Consider the following 17,770-nt stretch of genomic DNA (forward strand, 5'->3'; position numbering starts at 1 on the left):
TATTATGTCGATTAGTGGAAATTTTGAAACTCGTACCGCTTTCCATATTCTTTTGAAATTCGTTAAAATTATTATTTATCAAATACATATTAATTATACTATTTTTTCATTATTATAAATATATTAAATAATATACTATATATTAATATTAAAGTCTTAAATAGTACTAAAATAAAAATTATCGGTTACTTATATAACAGTTATGGTACCTAAAACACTAATTTTTTTAATATTTATTAAAATATATTTGCTTTTAATATTATTTAGTTTATAATAAGTTCCAATATTCTAAAATAAAATGGATATTTTTTATGTGTACTTTTAATAATTACAAATTATTTTCATCAGTAATATTCTATAAAAACTACAAAATCCCCGAGAAAAAATAATTATAAGTAGGCAGGCTGTCTATATAAAATCAAATACACCAATTCTTATATGGTTTCAAATATAATAATTTTTATAATTAAAAATTAATATTCTAATAGTTATCAATATAAATTTTAAGGGGAATATAAATAAATGAAAATAATAATAATTTTTATGTATATTATTTTGATATCATATTCAAATGATCAAATATATTATTGGCTGTTAACAAACAGATAAATTAAAAAAGTTATTATAAACTTTTTAATTAATAAATAAAAAAATTGTTTAAGGAGTAAATATGAATGGCATATTTAAACATTTATTATTTTTTTGTATGATGATTGTAATTGCATCGTGCGGAGGAAATAATACATCAAAAGAAACAACTGCAAATACTCAGGATGTAATAAGAGTAGCAACACCTGGCACTCACCCTCTTTTTACAAGAGTAAATGCAAATGGAGAATTAGAAGGATATGATATTGATGTTTGGGAAGAGATAGGAAGGCGTTTAAACAAAAAAATAGAATGGCATCAATTTGCTTTGGAAGGATGCTTTGGTGCTTTAGATGCGGGCAAAGTAGATACTGCAACTCAGCAAATTAGTATTACGCCTGCAAGATTGGAAAAATATATATTTTCTGAACCATATTTTTTAAGTCCTTTTAAACTATATGTTGTAGGAACTAATGATACAATAACAAAATTAGAAGATTTATACGGCAAAAGATTAGCACTTGTAACAGGTTCTGCTACACATGAATATATAAAAGAATTAGACCCTGAAAATAAAATAGAGATTATATCATTAAGAGCAGACAGCACAGCTACTATTCCTAGCAATGTAGTTAATGGAAAAGCTGAGGCAGCTGTTACGGCAGTTACTGTATTTCCTGATTTAAAAGAAAGTTCAGGATTAGATATAAAAATGGTTGGGGACATATTATTTACTCAAGTTAATGGTTTCCCTTTTAGAAAAGATGAAGCTGGTCAGAAACTACGCGATGAAATAAGCAAAGTTGTAGTAGAAATGAGAGAAGACGGTACTTTAGAAAAACTAGCTGTTAAATGGTTTGGATATAATCCTATGGAAGGCTTAGATCCTAAAGCTGAATTAGATAAAATAATGGCTAAAGTAAATACAAATAACTAATTAATTTTAAGGATTAAAAAATATGAAACATTTATTAAAAATATTAATTACTATGATATTTGTTTTAATATCATGTTCAAACAGCAATAATCAAACTAATAATTCTAATACTGCAGCAGAAAATAATTCTGGAATAATTAAAGTTGCTACCCCTGGAGTTCATCCTTTGTTTAGTCAAATAAATGAGGCTGGACAGCTTGAAGGATACGATATTGATGTTTGGGAAGAGATAGGAAAACGTTTAAATAAAAAAATAGAATGGACTCAATTAGCTTTGGATGGATGTTTTGGTGCTTTAGATGCAGGTAAAGTCGATACATTAACTCAGCAAATTAGTATAACAAAAACTAGAATGGAAAAATATTATTTCTCTGAACCATATTTCTTAAGTCCATATAAATTTTGTGTTGTATCCAGTAATAATTCTATAAATAAGTTTGAAGATATGTATGGTAAAAAATTAGGATTGGCATTAGGAAGTGCGGCACATGAAAATATAAAAAGATTAGACCCAGAAGGTAAAATAGAGATAGTTTCATTCAGCCCTGATACAATTATTACTCTTCCTAATAATGTTGTTAATGGAAAAATAGATGCATATATAGAAGCAGAAATAATATTTGATGATAGAAAAGCTAAAACTGGATTGGATTTAAAATTAACAGGCGATACTGTATATTTAGAAGTTAATGCATTCCCATTTAGAAAAGATGAAGCAAGCAAAAAATTATGTGATGAAGTTAGTAAAACTATAGTAGAAATGAGAGAAGATGGCACATTAGGACAACTTGCTGTTAAATGGTTTGGATATAATCCTATGGAAGGTTTAGATGCAAACGCTGAATTAGAAAAGTTATTAGCAACTTTTTAAAAAATAAAATTAATAAACATTACAAATATTTGAGGAACTAAAATGAATAGAATCTTAAAAATTTTAATTACAGTTATGAGTATTATTTCAATAATATCATGCTCAAACAGCAATAATAAAACTAATAATTCAAACACTGCAGCAGAAAATACTTCAGGAGTAATTAGAGTTGCTACACCTGGTGCATATCCAATATTTAGCGAAGTAAATGATAATGGAGAATTGCAGGGTTATGATATAGATATATGGGAAGAGATAGGAAGACGCTTAGGTAAAAAAGTAGAATGGACTCAAGTTGCTATGGATGGATGTTTCGGTGCTTTAGATGCTGGCAAAGTTGACAGTGTTACTCAGCAAATAAGTATAACAAAAGCTAGAATGGAAAAATATTACTTTTCAGAACCATACTTTTTAAGTCCTTATAAACTATACGTACCTGGAACCAATAGTTCTATAAACAAATTTGAAGATATGTATGGAAAAAAATTAGCACTGGCTTTAGGAAGTGCTGCTCATGAATATATAAAAAGATTGGATCCTGAAGGTAAAATAGAAATAGTTTCTTTTAGATCTGACAGCCTTGTAACTCTTCCAAATAATGTAGCTAATGGTAAAGCAGATGCTTCTATACAATCAGTTGTTACATTTGATGACAGAATAAAAAAAACAGGATTAGATTTAAAATTAGTTGGGGATGTTGTATACACAGAAGTTAATGCCTTTCCTTTTAGAAAAGATGAAGAAGGTAAAAAGTTATGTGACGATGTAAGTAAAACTTTATTGGAAATGAGAGAAGATGGTACTTTAGAAAATATAGCTGTAAAATGGTTTGGATATAATCCTATGGAAGGTTTGGATTTCCAAGCTGAATTAGAAAAATTATTAGCAACATTCTAAATACTGCAATTTTATTTATTTATAAAAAATAAAACAAAAAAGGAGAAAAAAATGAAAAAATTATTAAGTTCATTATTTATTGTTTGCATGGTTATGGCATCATGCTCAAACAATAATCAAGCAGCATCAGAAACTGAAACTGATGTAATTAGAGTTGCAACACCAGGTATGCATCCATTATTCAGCAGAGCAAATGCTGAAGGACAATTGGAAGGATACGACATTGATGTTTGGGAAGAGATAGGAAGACGTTTAGGCAAAAAAATAGAATGGACTCAAGTTGCTATGGAAGGAGCTTTTGGTTCATTAGAGTCTGGAAAAGTAGATACTGTTACTCAGCAAATTAGTATAACACCTGTAAGATTAGAAAAATACATATTTTCTGAACCATATTTTTTAAGCCCTTACAGATTTTATGTTGCTGGAACAAATGATTCTATAACAAAACTTGAAGATTTATTCGGCAAAAAATTGGGACTTCAAACAGGTACTTCATCACATGAAAATATAAAAGCATTGGACCCTGAAGGTAAAATAGAAATAGTTTCATTCAGTCCTGATACTGTTGCTACAATACCTAATAATGTTGTTAATGGCAAAATATCAGCATCTACTACAGCTGTTATTATATTCCCTAATTTACAGGAAAGTACTGGATTGGATATAAAAATGGTCGGAGATGTAATATTCACAGAAGTTAATGCTTTCCCATTTAGAAAAGATGAAGCAGGTCAAAAGCTGCGTGATGAAGTTAGTAAAACTATAGTAGAAATGAGAGAAGACGGTACTTTAGAAAAATTAGCTGTTAAATGGTTTGGATATAATCCTATGGAAGGTTTAGATGCTAATGAAGCTTTAGCAAAACTTATGGAACAATATGAGCAGCAAGGTTTATTAAAACAATAAAAATGCAGTTATATGATGGTTAAATATTTTTATATATAAATATTTAACCATCTAAAATATAAAGCTTATTAAGTTAAATAAGATTTATAAAAAATAATTAAGAGGTTAAATTAAATGGCAAATTTTAAGTTTGATTACTTTTTATCTGTTTTCCCTAAACTTCTGCAGTATCTGCCTATTACATGTCAGGTTGCATTATTGGCATTTCTATTTTCTCTAATATTGGGATTAATAATAGCTTTAATGCTTCAATATAAAATTCCTGTACTATATCAGATTGCAAATGTTTATGTATCTTTTTTCAGAGCTACTCCTTTTATTGCTCAATTATTTTTATTCTATTACGGATTTGCTCAATTTAGTAAATTTATAAGCAATATGTCAGCATTCACTGCCTTGGTAGTAGTTTTAACATTAAACTATGCTTCATTCATGTCGCAAGATATTAGAGCAGCAATAAATTCTGTTGATAAAGGACAATTTGAGGCTGGGCTTTCTATAGGTATGAGATCTCTTGATGTTCTAAAAAGAATAGTAATACCTCAGGCTGCAAGAGTTGCTGTTCCAGGACTTTCAAACAGCTTTATAAACATATTCAAGTCAACATCTATGGGTTTTGTAATAGGATTAAAAGATATGATGGCTGGTGCCAGTATAGAAATAAGCGTAACATACAGATATATGGAAGCATATGCTGCTGCTGTTATTATATATTGGGCATTAATATCAATATTTACATACATACAAAGCATTTTAGAGAAAAAATTGAACAGAGCTTATTAATAGGAGATTGTATAATGATTGAAGTTAAAGACCTTAAAAAAAGCTTTGGCAGTTTAGATATATTAAAAGGTATAAGTTTTAATATAAAATACGGAGAAGTATTAACAATAATAGGACCTTCAGGTACTGGTAAATCAACGCTTCTCAGATGTATCAATTTTTTGGAAAAACCTACTAATGGTACTATTACCATAGGAGATTTAACAGTTGATACACAGAAAGCCACTAGAAATGAAATATATGCTTTAAGAAAGAAAACTTCTATGGTATTTCAAAATTATAATTTATTTAAAAATAAAACTGCTTTAGAAAATATTATGGAACCTATGGTTACAGTTCAGAAAATGGACTTAAAAAAAGCAAAAGAAGAAGCATTGCATATTATAGAAACTGTAGGATTATTAAATAAAAAAGATGAATATCCTTCAAGACTATCAGGAGGACAGCAGCAAAGAGTTGGAATAGGAAGAGCTATGGCAGTACATCCAGACGTTATTCTTCTTGATGAACCTACATCTTCACTAGACCCTGAACTTGTAGGAGAGGTATTGAATGTAATTAAAGATTTAGCTCAAAAGCATACAACAATGCTTATAACAACACATGAGATGCATTTTGCAAAAAACGTTGCTAATAAAGTAATATTTATGGCAGACGGATATATTGTAGAAGAAGGCACTCCGAATGATATATTCAATAATCCTCAAAATGAAAGATTAAAAACATTTTTAAGAAAAATAAATGAGAGATAATAATAAGTAATCAAAAAAGAGGAACTAAATATTAGCTCCTCTTTTTTGATGAATTGTTTATTTTATTAAATGCAAATACTCTTTTTCTTTTTTATTTACTTTTCCTATTATAGAAGCACATTCTATTCCATCTCTCCATAAATCTGCCAATATATTTTCAGCATTATTCTTATCAGCACATATAAATAATCCGCCAGCTGTTTGAGGATCGAATGACAGCATTTTTAAATTATAATCCACATCATCATCAACTAATATATTATCTCCAACATAACGCATATTAGTGAAAGCAGCCCCAGGAATACATGCCATATCCAAAACTTCATAAGATTTATTAAACATCGGCAAAGCAGAAGAATTAATTTCTATACTTACATTACTAGCCTTAGCCATTTTATAAGCATGTCCCATAAGTCCGAAACCTGTAATATCAGTGGCACATTTAACATCATATTTATTCATAATAGCACAAGCCTTTTTATTCAATGTTTTCATAGATTCAAAAACATCCTCTATATCCGCATCTTTGACAAGTCCCTGCCTCATAGCAGCCAAACATGAACCAGTGCCAAGTGCTTTTGTTAATATTATAATGTCGCCTTCTTTAGCAGCAGAATTAGTTGTTATTTTATTAGGATTAGCAAAACCAATAACAGCCATACCGTATTTAACTGTGGTATCTGTTATAGTATGCCCTCCTATAACCAAAACTCCAGCCTCTGTAGCTTTATCCTGTCCGCCTTTTAATATATTGGCAAGTATATTAAGAGAGTCATCTTTAGGGAACATAGTAATATTTAAAGCTAATCTAGGTTCTCCTCCCATAGCATAAACATCGCTTATAGAATTGCATGCCGCAATCTGCCCAAAACCATAAGGGTCTGCTATAACAGGAGGGAAATAATCAACAGTAAATATCAAAGCATTATCATCTGATATCTTATAAACTCCAGCATCATCCCCTATATCAACATCTGAAAGTAAATTAGAATCAACTTTAGTCTGCATAATTGGAGCTAAAGTTTTTTCCAACAAATCAGGCGGAATTTTAGCAGAGCATCCCCCCTCTAAAGCACATGATAATAATTCAATTTGTTCTTCCTTATTATTTGTAATTTTGTCCATAAAAAACACCTATAATTTATTTTTGATATAAAGAATAATATACTAATAAATAAAAAATTCAAATACTATATAAAAAAATATCCCAACTATAATAAAATAGTTAGGATAAAAATATACATTAAATAATAAAATTACTCAGTAACTACACTAATAGCTTTCTTTCCAAATTTATTAGTATGAAATTTTACATAACCAGAAGCTGTAGCAAATATAGTATGATCGCGTCCCATATCTACATTCTTTCCAGCATGGAATTTAGTACCGCGTTGTCTTACTATAATATTACCTGCTATAACCTTTTGTCCGCCATAAGCTTTAACGCCTAAACGTTTAGATTGACTATCACGTCCATTCTTAGAACTTCCGCCGCCTTTTTTATGTGCCATTTTTATACTCCTCTTTGTATTTTATAAAATCAGGATACTCTTTTATCAAAGATTTTATACCTATTAAATATCCATTACTAACTATTTTATATTCTTCTTTTTTCGTATCTTCAAGTCTATCAAAATCGATAAGTTCTAAATTTAGAAACCCATCTTTTATTCTATAACTTAAAAACCTTTTACCTACTATAGTAAGTAAAGCCCTATACATAGCCTGTGTCAAAGCACTTAAAGCTATACAAATCTCATATCCCTCGCCTGATTTTTTTACTCCAGCATGACCGCTAATTGTAATACATTCTATAATAGATTCACTATTATAAACTATATAAACAAATGACGACATTAAAGAGAGATATCTTCTATGGTAATTTTATGGTATTTATGTCTATGACCTGTTTTTCTTCTATAGTCTTTTCTTCTTTTATGCTTTCCTATTACAACTTTATCGCCTTTCATCATTTCAACTATTTTAGAACTTACTTTAACGCCATCAACATAAGGTGTACCAACCATAACACTTTCATCATCTTTTTTAAGAAGGAGTGTTTTTATTTCTGGAGCTTCCTTTGCATCATCGCCTAGATATTCTACCAAAATATCCTGACCTTTTTCTATCTTGTATTGTTTGCCTTTTACTTCTACTATTGCATACATGGTTGTTTATCTCCGATTTATATATATGTTTTTATATTTTATACTATACTATGAGTATTTCATAATACTATATAAAAACATTTTTGTCAAGTAAAAAACTAAAAAATAAGAGCCTCATTTCTTATAGATTTTTATATAAAAATATTATATAATACATGGCAAATAAAAGGTAAAAAATTATGAAAAGAAAAATAGTAGAAGAAATAGAAAAACTACATAAAGAAAACAAGCATGATAAAATCATACAAATTATATACTCTATGAATGAGAATGATAGAGATCATACTATTATATCATTACTTGCAAGAGCATTAAATAATATTCAAAACTATGATGAAGCATTAAATCATTTGATGTATATAAGAGAGGAAGCTATTGATGATCCTTTATGGTATTTTAGAACAGGATATGCATACTACTATAGCGGAAATAAAGAAACAGCTAAAATGTATATAAAAAAGACTATAGAATTAATAGAAAAACAGAATATTCAAAATAATGAATTATATGAAGAGAGCGAAAGATTATATAAATTATGTTTTGAAGATGAAGATAATAATATTTCATTTACTCAAAGAGTTGATATGTTTTGGAGATGGTTTGACGAAAATGAGTATGAAATATCTCAAATGATTGAAAATAAATCTAATGAACTAATTGATTTTGTAAATAATGGAATAAAAATAATATCTGATGATATATCTTTTAATATTAACAAAAATTATGAGTTTATATTTTATGCAGACGGTAAAAATTATCTATTTTATTTAATACCAAGAATAATATATGCAATGCCTGAAAAATTTTATGGTAAATGGTCATTTCTTCCATGTATTCCTAGCTCCAATGGAAATGATTTTTCTATTCAAATAAATGGAAACTATATAAGCACAAATGAAATTCTTGTAAAAATGGAATTTGATGAAGAAAATGATAAATTTGATTTAATATTTTATAATGAATATTTTAATACTATAGACACTGAAGAGGCATATAATATATTTTTACTAATGATGGAAAACTCTATAGGCGAAGGATTGGCAAAGGTATATATAAGATATGCAGATATAAGCAATAAAAAGTTAAAAAATATGATGCCTCTTACAGAATTAGAAGAATATATAAACAAAACTCTGATTTTTTTTAGAAAAGAATTAATAACTAAACCAATAGATCAGCATTTTTCATACACTTTTGAACCTAAAGATATAGAATTGCCAAGATATGATATAATAACAGGAACCACATCATACTATGAAACTATTAATGATTATTATAATGGTATTGTAGATGATATAGTTGCAATATCTCAATATGGGGCAAGAGCTTTATTTTTAACATACAGTTATGATGATGATAATGATGATAAAGTAAAAAGAGAAATACTTAATGAAAGATATGAAATTCAATACAGATTAGAAAAAGAGGTGCTTGGTGAAAAAGAAAGCGGAGAATGTATAGGTATTGTATTAGGCGGTGCTATTGGTATATATAATATTTATATAGATTTAATAATTTACAATGAAAAAGAGTTTATAAAAAGAGCAAAAGTGTTCCTAGCAGAATACGATAGAAATTTCTACATATCAAAATTAAGAAAATACGCTGACATGAAAAACATATTTGATTATTACATAGATGAAGAATAAAATAATTTAATTAGAGATTGAACTAGCCATTCTTTCATCAAATTTTTTCTTTATTCTGTCAAATTTATCTCTAGTTCTGTTAATTTTAGAATTCATCTTATTTATGGCTCTTTGATTAGCTGTATAGAAAGTCAATGATTTCCTTGCATAAGGTATCATTTCATTTTTTTTAGTTTCATCTAAATTAATTAGCTTAATTATTGTATTATAATAACCCTCATTAGCAGCTACCATTCTATATTGCTTCATCTCCATATTGTTAATAGCTTTTTCTCCATCCTCAGCACTAACCAAAGATGTAAAACTATCATAATCATCCTCATAAGAAACACTTTCTAAGGCTGTTAATAAAGTTTCAAGAGTATTTATATAATCCTCTCGTGAAACCTCTTCTCCCCTATTAAGAAACACTACAGGATCGCTGTCCGTACTCTGCTTTACAATACTAGATTTATCATATATTGTATTAATATATGCCTGTTTAGGATTTAAAACAGCTTCATCTTTATCAGTAAATACATCTATATTACCTTCAGAAAGCACAACTATAGTAGAACCATCCTCCGCAAATGCTACTTCAAATTCAGTCCCTTTTACCACAGATGAAGTATTTGCCGTATGCACCTCTACTGAAGAGCCTAAATCCTTAGTTATATTAACTTTAATATACCCCTCTAATAGAGATAAAGACACTCTGTTATCATCTTTATATATAGGGGCATTAACTAATAATATTGTATTTTGAGGAACTATAATCTCCCCTATCTTATCTCCCCTTCTTGTAAGACTAACCTCTACCTGAGTATTGCTTGTAGTTCTTAATCTATATTCTCTATGTATCTCACTTCCCCTGAAAGCCCTTAAAGATTTATTTATATCCATTTTCTCTATAAAAGCTAACCCAGATATACCAGTAACCTTGAAAGATATATCTTGAGAAAATAAACTGCTAAATGATAAAGCAAGTATTATAAGTAAAAATAAAAGTCTATTTACCATAAAATACCTCCTTTGATAAAACATATAAATCTCTCTATACTAATTTTATAACAGTAAATAAAAAAGTCAATACTGCTAATTTATATGTCAATATCTATATTCGGTAAATACGGATATGAAAATAAAAGATTTAGATTGAAATCCATAAGTTTTAATATAATATCATCCTCTTTCTTATCCTTCATATCATAACATAAACTTACGATATAGGAATCATCCAATATAAACGAAGAAAAAAACAAATTATCTGCTTTTTTTATAATACGCTCTGTTAAATCAATTTCTATAGAATTTTTTATATCAAATATAGTTTTGCCAAGCATTTTTATATATGATTCTTTAAGAGTCCATATAGTAAAGAAATCTATTTCCAATTTTAATGAACTCTCTAAATATTTACATTCATTTTCATAAAAATATTCTCTTGCAATAGATAAATAATCCCTCTTTCTTATCTTTTCAGCATCTATACCAACATTGTTTTCATCACTCATAATAACAGCAAACAAATCAGAAGAATGCGTACCGTTAAAATATAAATTATCACAATTTTTAAAATAAGGCTTACCATTATCTGATCTGTCTATAATTAAATCATTCTTTTTATAATGATTTTCAGCCATACCAAAAACAATATTTTCTAATATTTGCCTAGAAGAATTCCTATTATCATTTTCATTAAAACTATATTCTAAATATATCATAGACTATTTTTTTGCTATATTAAGTATTTTAGTTTTAAGTTCATTTTCTATATTTCTAAGTTCAGCCTCAGCAGCTCTTCTCTTCTCTCTTCCCTCTGTTTGAATTCTCATAACCTCGTCTAAAGTAGATATAAGCTGTTCATTAGTATATTTTAATGTTTCAATATCAACAATACCCCTCTCAGACTCTTTAGCAGTTTCTATAGTTGAAGTTTTTAACATCTCAGCATTCTTTTTTAATAATTCATTAGTAGTATCAGTAACAGCTCTCTGTGCTTTTGCCGCCTCAGTAGAATGATGAAGACCTATAGCTAAAACCATCTGATTCTTCCAAAGAGGTATGGTATTTGCTATAGTGGATTGTATCTTTTCTGTCATTATAACATTATTATTTTGAACTAAACGTATTTGAGGTATAGTTTGTATTGATATTGTTCTTGTAAGGTCCAAATCATGTATTCTCTTTTCAAATCTAGTAGCCAAATCTTTCAAATCTCTTGCTAATTGTGCATCCTGAGCAGAATTGCTTGCCATAGCCTTAGCCTCTAATGCAGGTATTTCATTAGTCATTAATTGATTAAGTTTTTGTTTTCCTGCCTCTATATATATTTCTAATTCTTTTAAATATTCTAAATTATAATTATACATCTGATCCAAAATGCTTATATCTTTAAGCAAATTTCTCTGATGTGCTTCCAATGTTTTTACTATATTGTCTATATTTGCCTCTACATTTGTATATTTAGTTTTTAATTTAGATATATTATTTCCAGCTTTCTTGAAAAATCCGAATATGCCTTTTCCTTTTGTTTCATTTTCTATATTGAAACCTTTAAGCTCAGTTACAACATTAGTAATAGCATCACCAACCTCTCCTAAATCCTTATTCATAACATTACTTAAAGTATTTTCTGAAAACTGAATCATCTTATTCTGGGCAGCTGCTCCGTAAGACATTATAGAAACTGAATCTTTTAAATCTATACTGCTTGATAATTCATTTATTTTATTTAAATCTTCCTGTGAAAATTGAGATGATACGGCTTTATTAACTTCATTGGATAATGATGCACTCAAATTCTGAGGCAGATTTACTATAATTTCAGGATTTGCCTGATTAACATTATTATTTTCTAAATTACTATTATTATTTTCCATAAAAAATTCCTCCAATTTTTATTATAAACCATCTTTTTCAAGCATATTCTTTAATACATCTATATCGCTGTTTATATCTATTAATCTATTCTGATTCATTTCAACAAGCATATTTTCCAAAGCCTTATTTAGTTTTATTATAACATCCTCTATTTCTAAAGCAGTCTTTTCCATATTCTCATTTTTTACAGGAAAATTACAAAAATCTAAATAAGAATTAAGCATTTTTATAGCTGTAGGAAGATGATATTCATTAATTTTTTCAAGTTTCTTCTCACCCTCTTTATTTACTTTAGAATAATTTACCATCTCTTTTAATATTTTTATCATATCCTTTAAAGCAGGTGTGAGTTCTGCATCATCTATCTTTTGAGAAAAATCTGATATTTTATCTATGTTTCTCTCTGTTTCCAATATTATTAAACTTTCTTTATTGGAATAATATTCAGGCTTACTATAATTAGAAATATCATCCTCTCTAGGAAAATTTCTTTGAACATTCATTCTAAGTTTTTCAAAAATAAAATCGTCCTCATCTTTCATCATTCATAAACACCATTATTTTTTATACCTAATATTATAAATAAATTATGATATTATTGCAATATATTTTTAATTTGATGTGAGAATTCAAATTACACTTTTTAAGTTATTATGGTATAATAATAAAAAATATTTTTAAGGAGGATAAAAAATGAGTGAAGACATATTATTTTCAAGAAGAAGCATAAGAAAATATATTAAGGGAAAAGAAGTTGAAAATGAAAAGATAGAATATATGCTAAAAGCAGCAATGTACGCACCTTCTGCTAATAACAAAAGAAACTGGGAGTTTATAGTAGTAAAAAATAGAGATACACTAAATAAAATAATGTATATGCATCCTTATTCTAAAATGCTTGAAACCGCATCTTTAGCCATAATAGTATGCGGAGATATATCCGAAGAATCTGGAAAACTTTATTGGCAGCAAAACTGTTCTGCAGCATTAGAGAATATAATGCTTGCGGCAAAAGCTAAAGATTTAGGCACTGTATGGCTTGGTGTTGCTCCTCGTGAAGAGAGAATGAACGATATTATAAAATTATTTAATTTACCAAATCATATAAAACCTTTAGGAATAGTTGTAGTAGGATATCCTGACGGAGAACCTAGCATGCCAGAAAGGTTTGAACCCAGCAAAGTTCATTATGAAAAATATTAATTTAAGGAGAATTTTATGAAAAAAGTTATTCTTGCTGCATTTATCATTATTATATCGTCTTATATAAATGAAAAATATGCTCAAACAAGTTCTAAAAAAGTAAACATTAGTTTTGATTATACAAAGAGAGCAGGATATTCCAGCAATCAAATAGCTGTATGGGCAGAAGACAATAATGGCAAATATATAACAACAATATATATTACAGATTTTACAGGAAAAAGAGCAGGATGGACTTATAGAAAACAGTCATTGAATAATTGGCAGAAAAAAGCTAATGCCGCAAATATGGATAAAAAGATAATCGATGCTGTATCCAAACCAACACCAAAACAAGGAAAAGTTAATATAACATGGGACTGCAAAGATGCTAATGGAAATATTTTAAAAGACGGCACATACAAAATAGTTGTAGAAGCTACAATATATCAGGATAATAATGTATTATACACTTCCGTTATCAATATAGGAAATACTCCTAACTCTCAAAAAGCCGAAGCCAAATATTCTAAAGCAGAAGCCAAAGATATAGATATAATAAGAAATGTTAATGTTAGTTTTATGCCTTAATATTTTAATATTTAATAATCTATTTGCAAATAATAAGCCCTAATAAAAATATTAGGGCTTAATTTATATTATTTATTTATTTTATACTGCATTATTGTAATGTTATTACATAATTCCATTGAGGAAGAGGATATCTTCCAGTTTTACCAACTGACATTCCATTAGCATCTGTAATTTCTGCTTCAGCATATAATAAATATCTTCCTCTTGGTAAATAAGTTCCTCTTGCAGAAGTTCTTCCAGCAAAATAGAACTGAGTTTGTGCCTGTCCGTCTAATACATATATTTTTGGCAAATAGAATACTAAATCTCTGCTTAATATATTATAATTGCTGTCTACTCTTCTAGCATATACTCTTATTTTAGCATATCTTCCTTCTGCAGGAGATTTTACTGCCAATGTTACTAAAAGAGGATTATTCCTAGTTGCTACAAATCTGTCATTATAATTTATAATAAATGAACTTATTCTAACACTTTGATTAGTATCTGCAGCATTTGTCATATACATATCATTCATCATATTATTATTAGGATTAAGAGTATTAGAAGAAGTTACTAAAACAGTATTTTCTGTATTATAAGTATAAGCTGTACTTTTTCCTCTATTCGGATTGGATGCAGGAGGTATATCTGGAATATCATTAGTATTAACTTCATACAATCCGCTGTCAGACAAGTTTATAGAAGAATCATTGCTGGCAGGCATATCCATATTATTATCAGGAGTTATTGTATTATTAGTTGCTAAAAAATCTTTTTCTTCAGGTGTTATAGTATCGCCGAATATATCATCTGTAGTTAAAGGATCTTCAGTCATCATATCATTGGTATCATTATTTCCAAAATCCAACATTGGTATATTTCTGCTTCCTAATATACTTTTGGCAATAAAAAATCCTGCTACCAAAATAACAAGAATTATTACTATTATTATAATTGGTTTTAATTTAGCTTTCATTTCATTAGACATAAATTTTCCCCCCATAGAGTAAGTAAAATATATGTTAACTTGTCGGATAAAATAAAAATAGTTTTATGAAAAAATATAAATTAGTCCCACAAAAAACTTTTTAATTCTTTAGATAAACTCAAGCCTTCTAATTTTTTTAATGCCTTTATTTGAATTTGTCGAACTCTCTCTCTTGTTATATTCAATTCTTTACCAGTATCTTCTAATGTTTTTGCTTCCTTACCATAAAGTCCGTATCTTGATATTATAACAGTTCTTTCTTTTTCATCTAAGCATTTTAAGGCTTCTGTTAAAGTATCCCTTAAACTATCCATAAATGCTTTTTGATGAGGCGAAGGGAAGTTCTTATCCTCTATGACTGAAGTCATATCATTATTATCAGAATTTTTAAAAAATGAATCTACGCTTGCTGTATCCTGTGTGAATATCATAATATAAGATAGTGTTTTTCTGTCTATTTTCATCTCTTTAGCTATTTCATCAATACTAGGCTCTCTTCCTAACTGCTGAGTTAATAATTTGGAAGTTTGTATGCTTTTTTTGATGAGTCTTGCTATATGCATTGGAAAACGTATTATATGTCTTTTACTTGATATCTCTTTTACTATGCTTTGCTTTATCCACCAAACTCCGTAAGTAGAAAACTTAAATCCTTTTTTATATTCAAATCTTTTAACTGCTTCTATAAGTCCTATATTTCCCTCATCTATTATATCAATGAAAGGCACTCCGCTATTATAATATCTTTTTGCTATACTGATAACAAGTCTTAAATTAGACTTTACAAGTTTATGCTGTATAGAATCTATTTCTTTTTCTACTTCCAGCAATTCTTTTTGAGAACTTTCATCATTACTATCCGCTAATAATGCTCTCTTTTCACGGCAAACTTCAAGACGCTGCCATAAATCTAATTCTTCTTCCTTACTGAGTCTTCTTATTTCACCTATTTGCTTTAAATATACGCTAACAGGTCCTTTATACTCTTGATTAATGTCTTTTTTCAACAATCATTCGCCTTTATTCTTAGAAAACATAAAACTTTACTATAGGATATAAGATTTTTTCAAATTGTCAAGTGATATATTGTTAATTTAATACATATACACACATATTAAAGAGGGCAATCAACAACTGATATATTTTTTATATTTTCTATAAATTTTATAAAAATAGAAAAAATTATTGGATCTATTTTTATTTTATTCTCTAAAAAATTCTCATACATAAAATTAATAACCTTATTATCTATACTGCCTTTAACTTCATCCTTAGAAAAATTGCTATACAATACATCATAAGTATCAATAATTTCTAATACCTTAGCAGGGAAATACGATAAAGCAGATAAATTATCAATATCATTAGGATCATAAGTAAGTATATTTTCTATATTATTATATTGTTTATTTGACAGCTGCTTATTATAAGCATTTGTAAATATTCCGTATCCGTTTCCATAGTATTCATGATGAAGCCCGACTGTAGTATAAACATATTCATTTTGTGCCATACAATATTTAAGCAAATTAAAACCCAATATAGCATGTACATCCCCGTCATTATTTTGCATAATTGGAATATTAGGAAGCAAATCTACAAGTGCTATATCATGCCAAAATGCCGCCCTAGCATAATACTTCATTTCATTCTGCTCTATCTTTCTAAACCCAACTTTAGATATATCTTCAATCCTATCAGCTTTTGTCAGCAAATTATATTTTTTTCCAATCTCATAAAAAATAGTAAAAAATTTCTTTTTATAATCTACTCTTAATTTAGATGCTATACCTCTTGATATTTCTTCATTATAGAAATGCAGAAATTCAACCATCATAACAAAAACTCTATTACTATGACTTATTATATTGTCATCCATAAAAGAAGCAGAATCATAAAAAACTCTAGGATCAGCATATTCTTTATCTAATATTGAAACTATAGTACCTATTATATCTGCAAATATTAAATCGTCTTTCTTGACATTTTGATAGTTCTTTAAATCAGATATATTGTTTTGCTTTATATAATTCAAATGATATATAAGATTCAATCTCTCTATAATACCAATGTCCGTTAATATGTTTCCTATTAATTTAGATAGCTCTTTATCTATTTTAGGATGATTAGTATACATTTTTAATTTATTGAATGAATCTTTCAAATAATCTATTCTTTCTCTATGTCTTATAGATATTAATTTTTCAAAATGTTTATTATAATATTCTTTATCTAATTCAAACTGACAATTTTTATACACACTATAAAATATATTTTTATCATGTATATCAGCATGCTGTTTATTTAAATCTATTGTTTCTCTTGAACCTATAATTGTAATCAATGATTTATCAACATAAAGTTTACATTTTCTTATATATTCGCTTTCGCTTAATGGAGAAATAATCTTTTCTATTTCAGAAAAAGGTACAAAACTTAATATACCATTTTCATTTATAATTATAATATCTAATTCCTTATCTACTATAATATTAATATATTTTCTTATCTGATTTAAATCAGCTTCTATATATTTTTTTAAATCTATTATCATATTTCATCCATTAATGATTTATAGGCAATTTATATTTTATATTATTTTGAATTAATT

At 27.8% G+C, this 17,770-nt stretch carries 20 protein-coding genes; 9 read left to right on the forward strand and 11 right to left on the reverse strand.

What is annotated here, in order from left to right:
• Positions 1-670: 670 nt before the first annotated feature.
• The 6 genes from Q0J69_RS10130 (at position 671) to Q0J69_RS10155 (ending at position 5,734) form a co-directional block, all read left to right on the forward strand.
• Positions 671-1,525: a transporter substrate-binding domain-containing protein gene (locus tag Q0J69_RS10130; protein WP_297206990.1), complete on the forward strand. Its 855-nt coding sequence runs from the start codon at positions 671-673 to the stop codon at positions 1,523-1,525.
• A 22-nt stretch (positions 1,526-1,547) separates the two neighbouring features.
• Complete coding sequence (locus tag Q0J69_RS10135; RefSeq protein ID WP_297206993.1) at positions 1,548-2,396, forward strand: transporter substrate-binding domain-containing protein; 849 nt, start codon at positions 1,548-1,550, stop codon at positions 2,394-2,396.
• Between the two features lie 42 nt (positions 2,397-2,438).
• Positions 2,439-3,293 (forward strand): transporter substrate-binding domain-containing protein, encoded by an 855-nt coding sequence (locus Q0J69_RS10140; RefSeq protein WP_297206997.1) that lies wholly within the window; start codon positions 2,439-2,441, stop codon positions 3,291-3,293.
• A 51-nt stretch (positions 3,294-3,344) separates the two neighbouring features.
• The gene (locus Q0J69_RS10145; protein ID WP_297206999.1) at positions 3,345-4,199 is read left to right on the forward strand and encodes a transporter substrate-binding domain-containing protein; all 855 of its coding nucleotides are present in this window, start codon (positions 3,345-3,347) and stop codon (positions 4,197-4,199) included.
• 114 nt (positions 4,200-4,313) lie between these two features.
• Positions 4,314-4,982: an amino acid ABC transporter permease gene (locus Q0J69_RS10150; protein ID WP_297207002.1), complete on the forward strand. Its 669-nt coding sequence runs from the start codon at positions 4,314-4,316 to the stop codon at positions 4,980-4,982.
• Between the two features lie 14 nt (positions 4,983-4,996).
• Positions 4,997-5,734: an amino acid ABC transporter ATP-binding protein gene (locus tag Q0J69_RS10155; RefSeq protein WP_297207004.1), complete on the forward strand. Its 738-nt coding sequence runs from the start codon at positions 4,997-4,999 to the stop codon at positions 5,732-5,734.
• A 57-nt stretch (positions 5,735-5,791) separates the two neighbouring features.
• Here the strand turns inward: Q0J69_RS10155 and selD are convergent, their stop codons facing one another.
• The 4 genes from selD to rplU all read right to left on the reverse strand — a co-directional run bounded on the left by selD (position 5,792) and on the right by rplU (position 7,902).
• Complete coding sequence (selD, locus tag Q0J69_RS10160) at positions 5,792-6,859, reverse strand: selenide, water dikinase SelD (RefSeq protein WP_297207007.1); 1,068 nt, start codon at positions 6,857-6,859, stop codon at positions 5,792-5,794.
• 131 nt (positions 6,860-6,990) lie between these two features.
• A complete protein-coding gene (gene rpmA / locus Q0J69_RS10165) occupies positions 6,991-7,245 on the reverse strand; it encodes a 50S ribosomal protein L27 (RefSeq protein WP_297207010.1) in 255 nt (84 codons plus the stop codon).
• Positions 7,235-7,591 (reverse strand): ribosomal-processing cysteine protease Prp, encoded by a 357-nt coding sequence (locus tag Q0J69_RS10170; protein WP_297207012.1) that lies wholly within the window; start codon positions 7,589-7,591, stop codon positions 7,235-7,237. Before Q0J69_RS10170 ends, rpmA begins: the two co-directional genes overlap by 11 nt.
• Positions 7,591-7,902, reverse strand: coding sequence for a 50S ribosomal protein L21 (rplU, locus tag Q0J69_RS10175; protein WP_297207015.1), 312 nt, complete (start codon positions 7,900-7,902; stop codon positions 7,591-7,593). The genes Q0J69_RS10170 and rplU overlap by 1 nt, the downstream gene beginning before the upstream one ends.
• Before the next feature lie 179 nt (positions 7,903-8,081).
• On the opposite strand from rplU, the gene Q0J69_RS10180 reads away from it, so the two are divergent.
• Positions 8,082-9,551, forward strand: coding sequence for a hypothetical protein (locus Q0J69_RS10180; protein WP_297207016.1), 1,470 nt, complete (start codon positions 8,082-8,084; stop codon positions 9,549-9,551).
• Between the two features lie 6 nt (positions 9,552-9,557).
• Here the strand turns inward: Q0J69_RS10180 and Q0J69_RS10185 are convergent, their stop codons facing one another.
• The 4 genes from Q0J69_RS10185 to Q0J69_RS10200 form a co-directional block, all read right to left on the reverse strand.
• A complete protein-coding gene (locus tag Q0J69_RS10185; protein ID WP_297207017.1) occupies positions 9,558-10,550 on the reverse strand; it encodes a FecR domain-containing protein in 993 nt (330 codons plus the stop codon).
• Positions 10,551-10,630: 80 nt separating this feature from the next.
• Positions 10,631-11,254: a 4'-phosphopantetheinyl transferase superfamily protein gene (locus Q0J69_RS10190; protein WP_297207018.1), complete on the reverse strand. Its 624-nt coding sequence runs from the start codon at positions 11,252-11,254 to the stop codon at positions 10,631-10,633.
• Positions 11,255-11,257: 3 nt separating this feature from the next.
• Positions 11,258-12,412, reverse strand: a complete 1,155-nt coding sequence (locus Q0J69_RS10195; RefSeq protein ID WP_297207019.1) for a toxic anion resistance protein — start codon at positions 12,410-12,412, stop codon at positions 11,258-11,260.
• Positions 12,413-12,433: 21 nt separating this feature from the next.
• Positions 12,434-12,958: a 5-bromo-4-chloroindolyl phosphate hydrolysis family protein gene (locus tag Q0J69_RS10200; protein WP_297207021.1), complete on the reverse strand. Its 525-nt coding sequence runs from the start codon at positions 12,956-12,958 to the stop codon at positions 12,434-12,436.
• 148 nt (positions 12,959-13,106) lie between these two features.
• Between Q0J69_RS10200 and Q0J69_RS10205 the strand changes: the two genes are divergently transcribed.
• Together Q0J69_RS10205 and Q0J69_RS10210 are read left to right on the forward strand one after the other, a co-directional pair.
• Positions 13,107-13,616 (forward strand): nitroreductase family protein, encoded by a 510-nt coding sequence (locus Q0J69_RS10205; RefSeq protein WP_297207022.1) that lies wholly within the window; start codon positions 13,107-13,109, stop codon positions 13,614-13,616.
• 15 nt (positions 13,617-13,631) lie between these two features.
• Entirely contained in the window at positions 13,632-14,186 is a 555-nt protein-coding gene (locus tag Q0J69_RS10210; protein WP_297207023.1) for a DUF2271 domain-containing protein, read from the forward strand.
• Between the two features lie 91 nt (positions 14,187-14,277).
• On the opposite strand, the gene Q0J69_RS10215 is transcribed toward Q0J69_RS10210, so the two are convergent.
• The 3 genes from Q0J69_RS10215 to Q0J69_RS10225 form a co-directional block, all read right to left on the reverse strand.
• A complete protein-coding gene (locus tag Q0J69_RS10215) occupies positions 14,278-15,159 on the reverse strand; it encodes a hypothetical protein (RefSeq protein ID WP_297207025.1) in 882 nt (293 codons plus the stop codon).
• Positions 15,160-15,239: 80 nt separating this feature from the next.
• Positions 15,240-16,169 carry a sigma-70 family RNA polymerase sigma factor gene (locus Q0J69_RS10220; RefSeq protein ID WP_366030588.1) on the reverse strand — a complete coding sequence of 310 codons (930 nt, stop codon included), beginning with the start codon at positions 16,167-16,169 and terminating at the stop codon, positions 15,240-15,242.
• 104 nt (positions 16,170-16,273) lie between these two features.
• Positions 16,274-17,713, reverse strand: coding sequence for a hypothetical protein (locus Q0J69_RS10225; RefSeq protein ID WP_297207029.1), 1,440 nt, complete (start codon positions 17,711-17,713; stop codon positions 16,274-16,276).
• Positions 17,714-17,770 lie beyond the last annotated feature (57 nt).

The sequence above is a fragment of the uncultured Brachyspira sp. genome (genome assembly GCF_944388875.1).
Classification (GTDB): Bacteria; Spirochaetota; Brachyspiria; order Brachyspirales; family Brachyspiraceae; genus Brachyspira.

Bases quoted from the DNA above. Each gene is read 5' to 3' on its own strand.
- Q0J69_RS10200 (WP_297207021.1), bottom strand. From the start codon at position 12,958: ATGATGAAAGATGAGGACGATTTTATTTTTGAAAAACTTAGAATGAAT.
- Q0J69_RS10225 (WP_297207029.1), bottom strand. From the start codon at position 17,713: ATGATAATAGATTTAAAAAAATATATAGAAGCTGATTTAAATCAGATA.
- Q0J69_RS10145 (WP_297206999.1), top strand. From the start codon at position 3,345: ATGAAAAAATTATTAAGTTCATTATTTATTGTTTGCATGGTTATGGCA.
- rpmA (WP_297207010.1), bottom strand. From the start codon at position 7,245: ATGGCACATAAAAAAGGCGGCGGAAGTTCTAAGAATGGACGTGATAGT.
- Q0J69_RS10155 (WP_297207004.1), top strand. From the start codon at position 4,997: ATGATTGAAGTTAAAGACCTTAAAAAAAGCTTTGGCAGTTTAGATATA.
- Q0J69_RS10210 (WP_297207023.1), top strand. From the start codon at position 13,632: ATGAAAAAAGTTATTCTTGCTGCATTTATCATTATTATATCGTCTTAT.
- Q0J69_RS10185 (WP_297207017.1), bottom strand. From the start codon at position 10,550: ATGGTAAATAGACTTTTATTTTTACTTATAATACTTGCTTTATCATTT.
- Q0J69_RS10195 (WP_297207019.1), bottom strand. From the start codon at position 12,412: ATGGAAAATAATAATAGTAATTTAGAAAATAATAATGTTAATCAGGCA.
- Q0J69_RS10150 (WP_297207002.1), top strand. From the start codon at position 4,314: ATGGCAAATTTTAAGTTTGATTACTTTTTATCTGTTTTCCCTAAACTT.
- Q0J69_RS10215 (WP_297207025.1), bottom strand. From the start codon at position 15,159: ATGTCTAATGAAATGAAAGCTAAATTAAAACCAATTATAATAATAGTA.
- Q0J69_RS10135 (WP_297206993.1), top strand. From the start codon at position 1,548: ATGAAACATTTATTAAAAATATTAATTACTATGATATTTGTTTTAATA.
- Q0J69_RS10140 (WP_297206997.1), top strand. From the start codon at position 2,439: ATGAATAGAATCTTAAAAATTTTAATTACAGTTATGAGTATTATTTCA.
- Q0J69_RS10190 (WP_297207018.1), bottom strand. From the start codon at position 11,254: ATGATATATTTAGAATATAGTTTTAATGAAAATGATAATAGGAATTCT.
- Q0J69_RS10205 (WP_297207022.1), top strand. From the start codon at position 13,107: ATGAGTGAAGACATATTATTTTCAAGAAGAAGCATAAGAAAATATATT.
- selD (WP_297207007.1), bottom strand. From the start codon at position 6,859: ATGGACAAAATTACAAATAATAAGGAAGAACAAATTGAATTATTATCA.
- Q0J69_RS10180 (WP_297207016.1), top strand. From the start codon at position 8,082: ATGAAAAGAAAAATAGTAGAAGAAATAGAAAAACTACATAAAGAAAAC.
- Q0J69_RS10130 (WP_297206990.1), top strand. From the start codon at position 671: ATGAATGGCATATTTAAACATTTATTATTTTTTTGTATGATGATTGTA.
- rplU (WP_297207015.1), bottom strand. From the start codon at position 7,902: ATGTATGCAATAGTAGAAGTAAAAGGCAAACAATACAAGATAGAAAAA.
- Q0J69_RS10170 (WP_297207012.1), bottom strand. From the start codon at position 7,591: ATGTCGTCATTTGTTTATATAGTTTATAATAGTGAATCTATTATAGAA.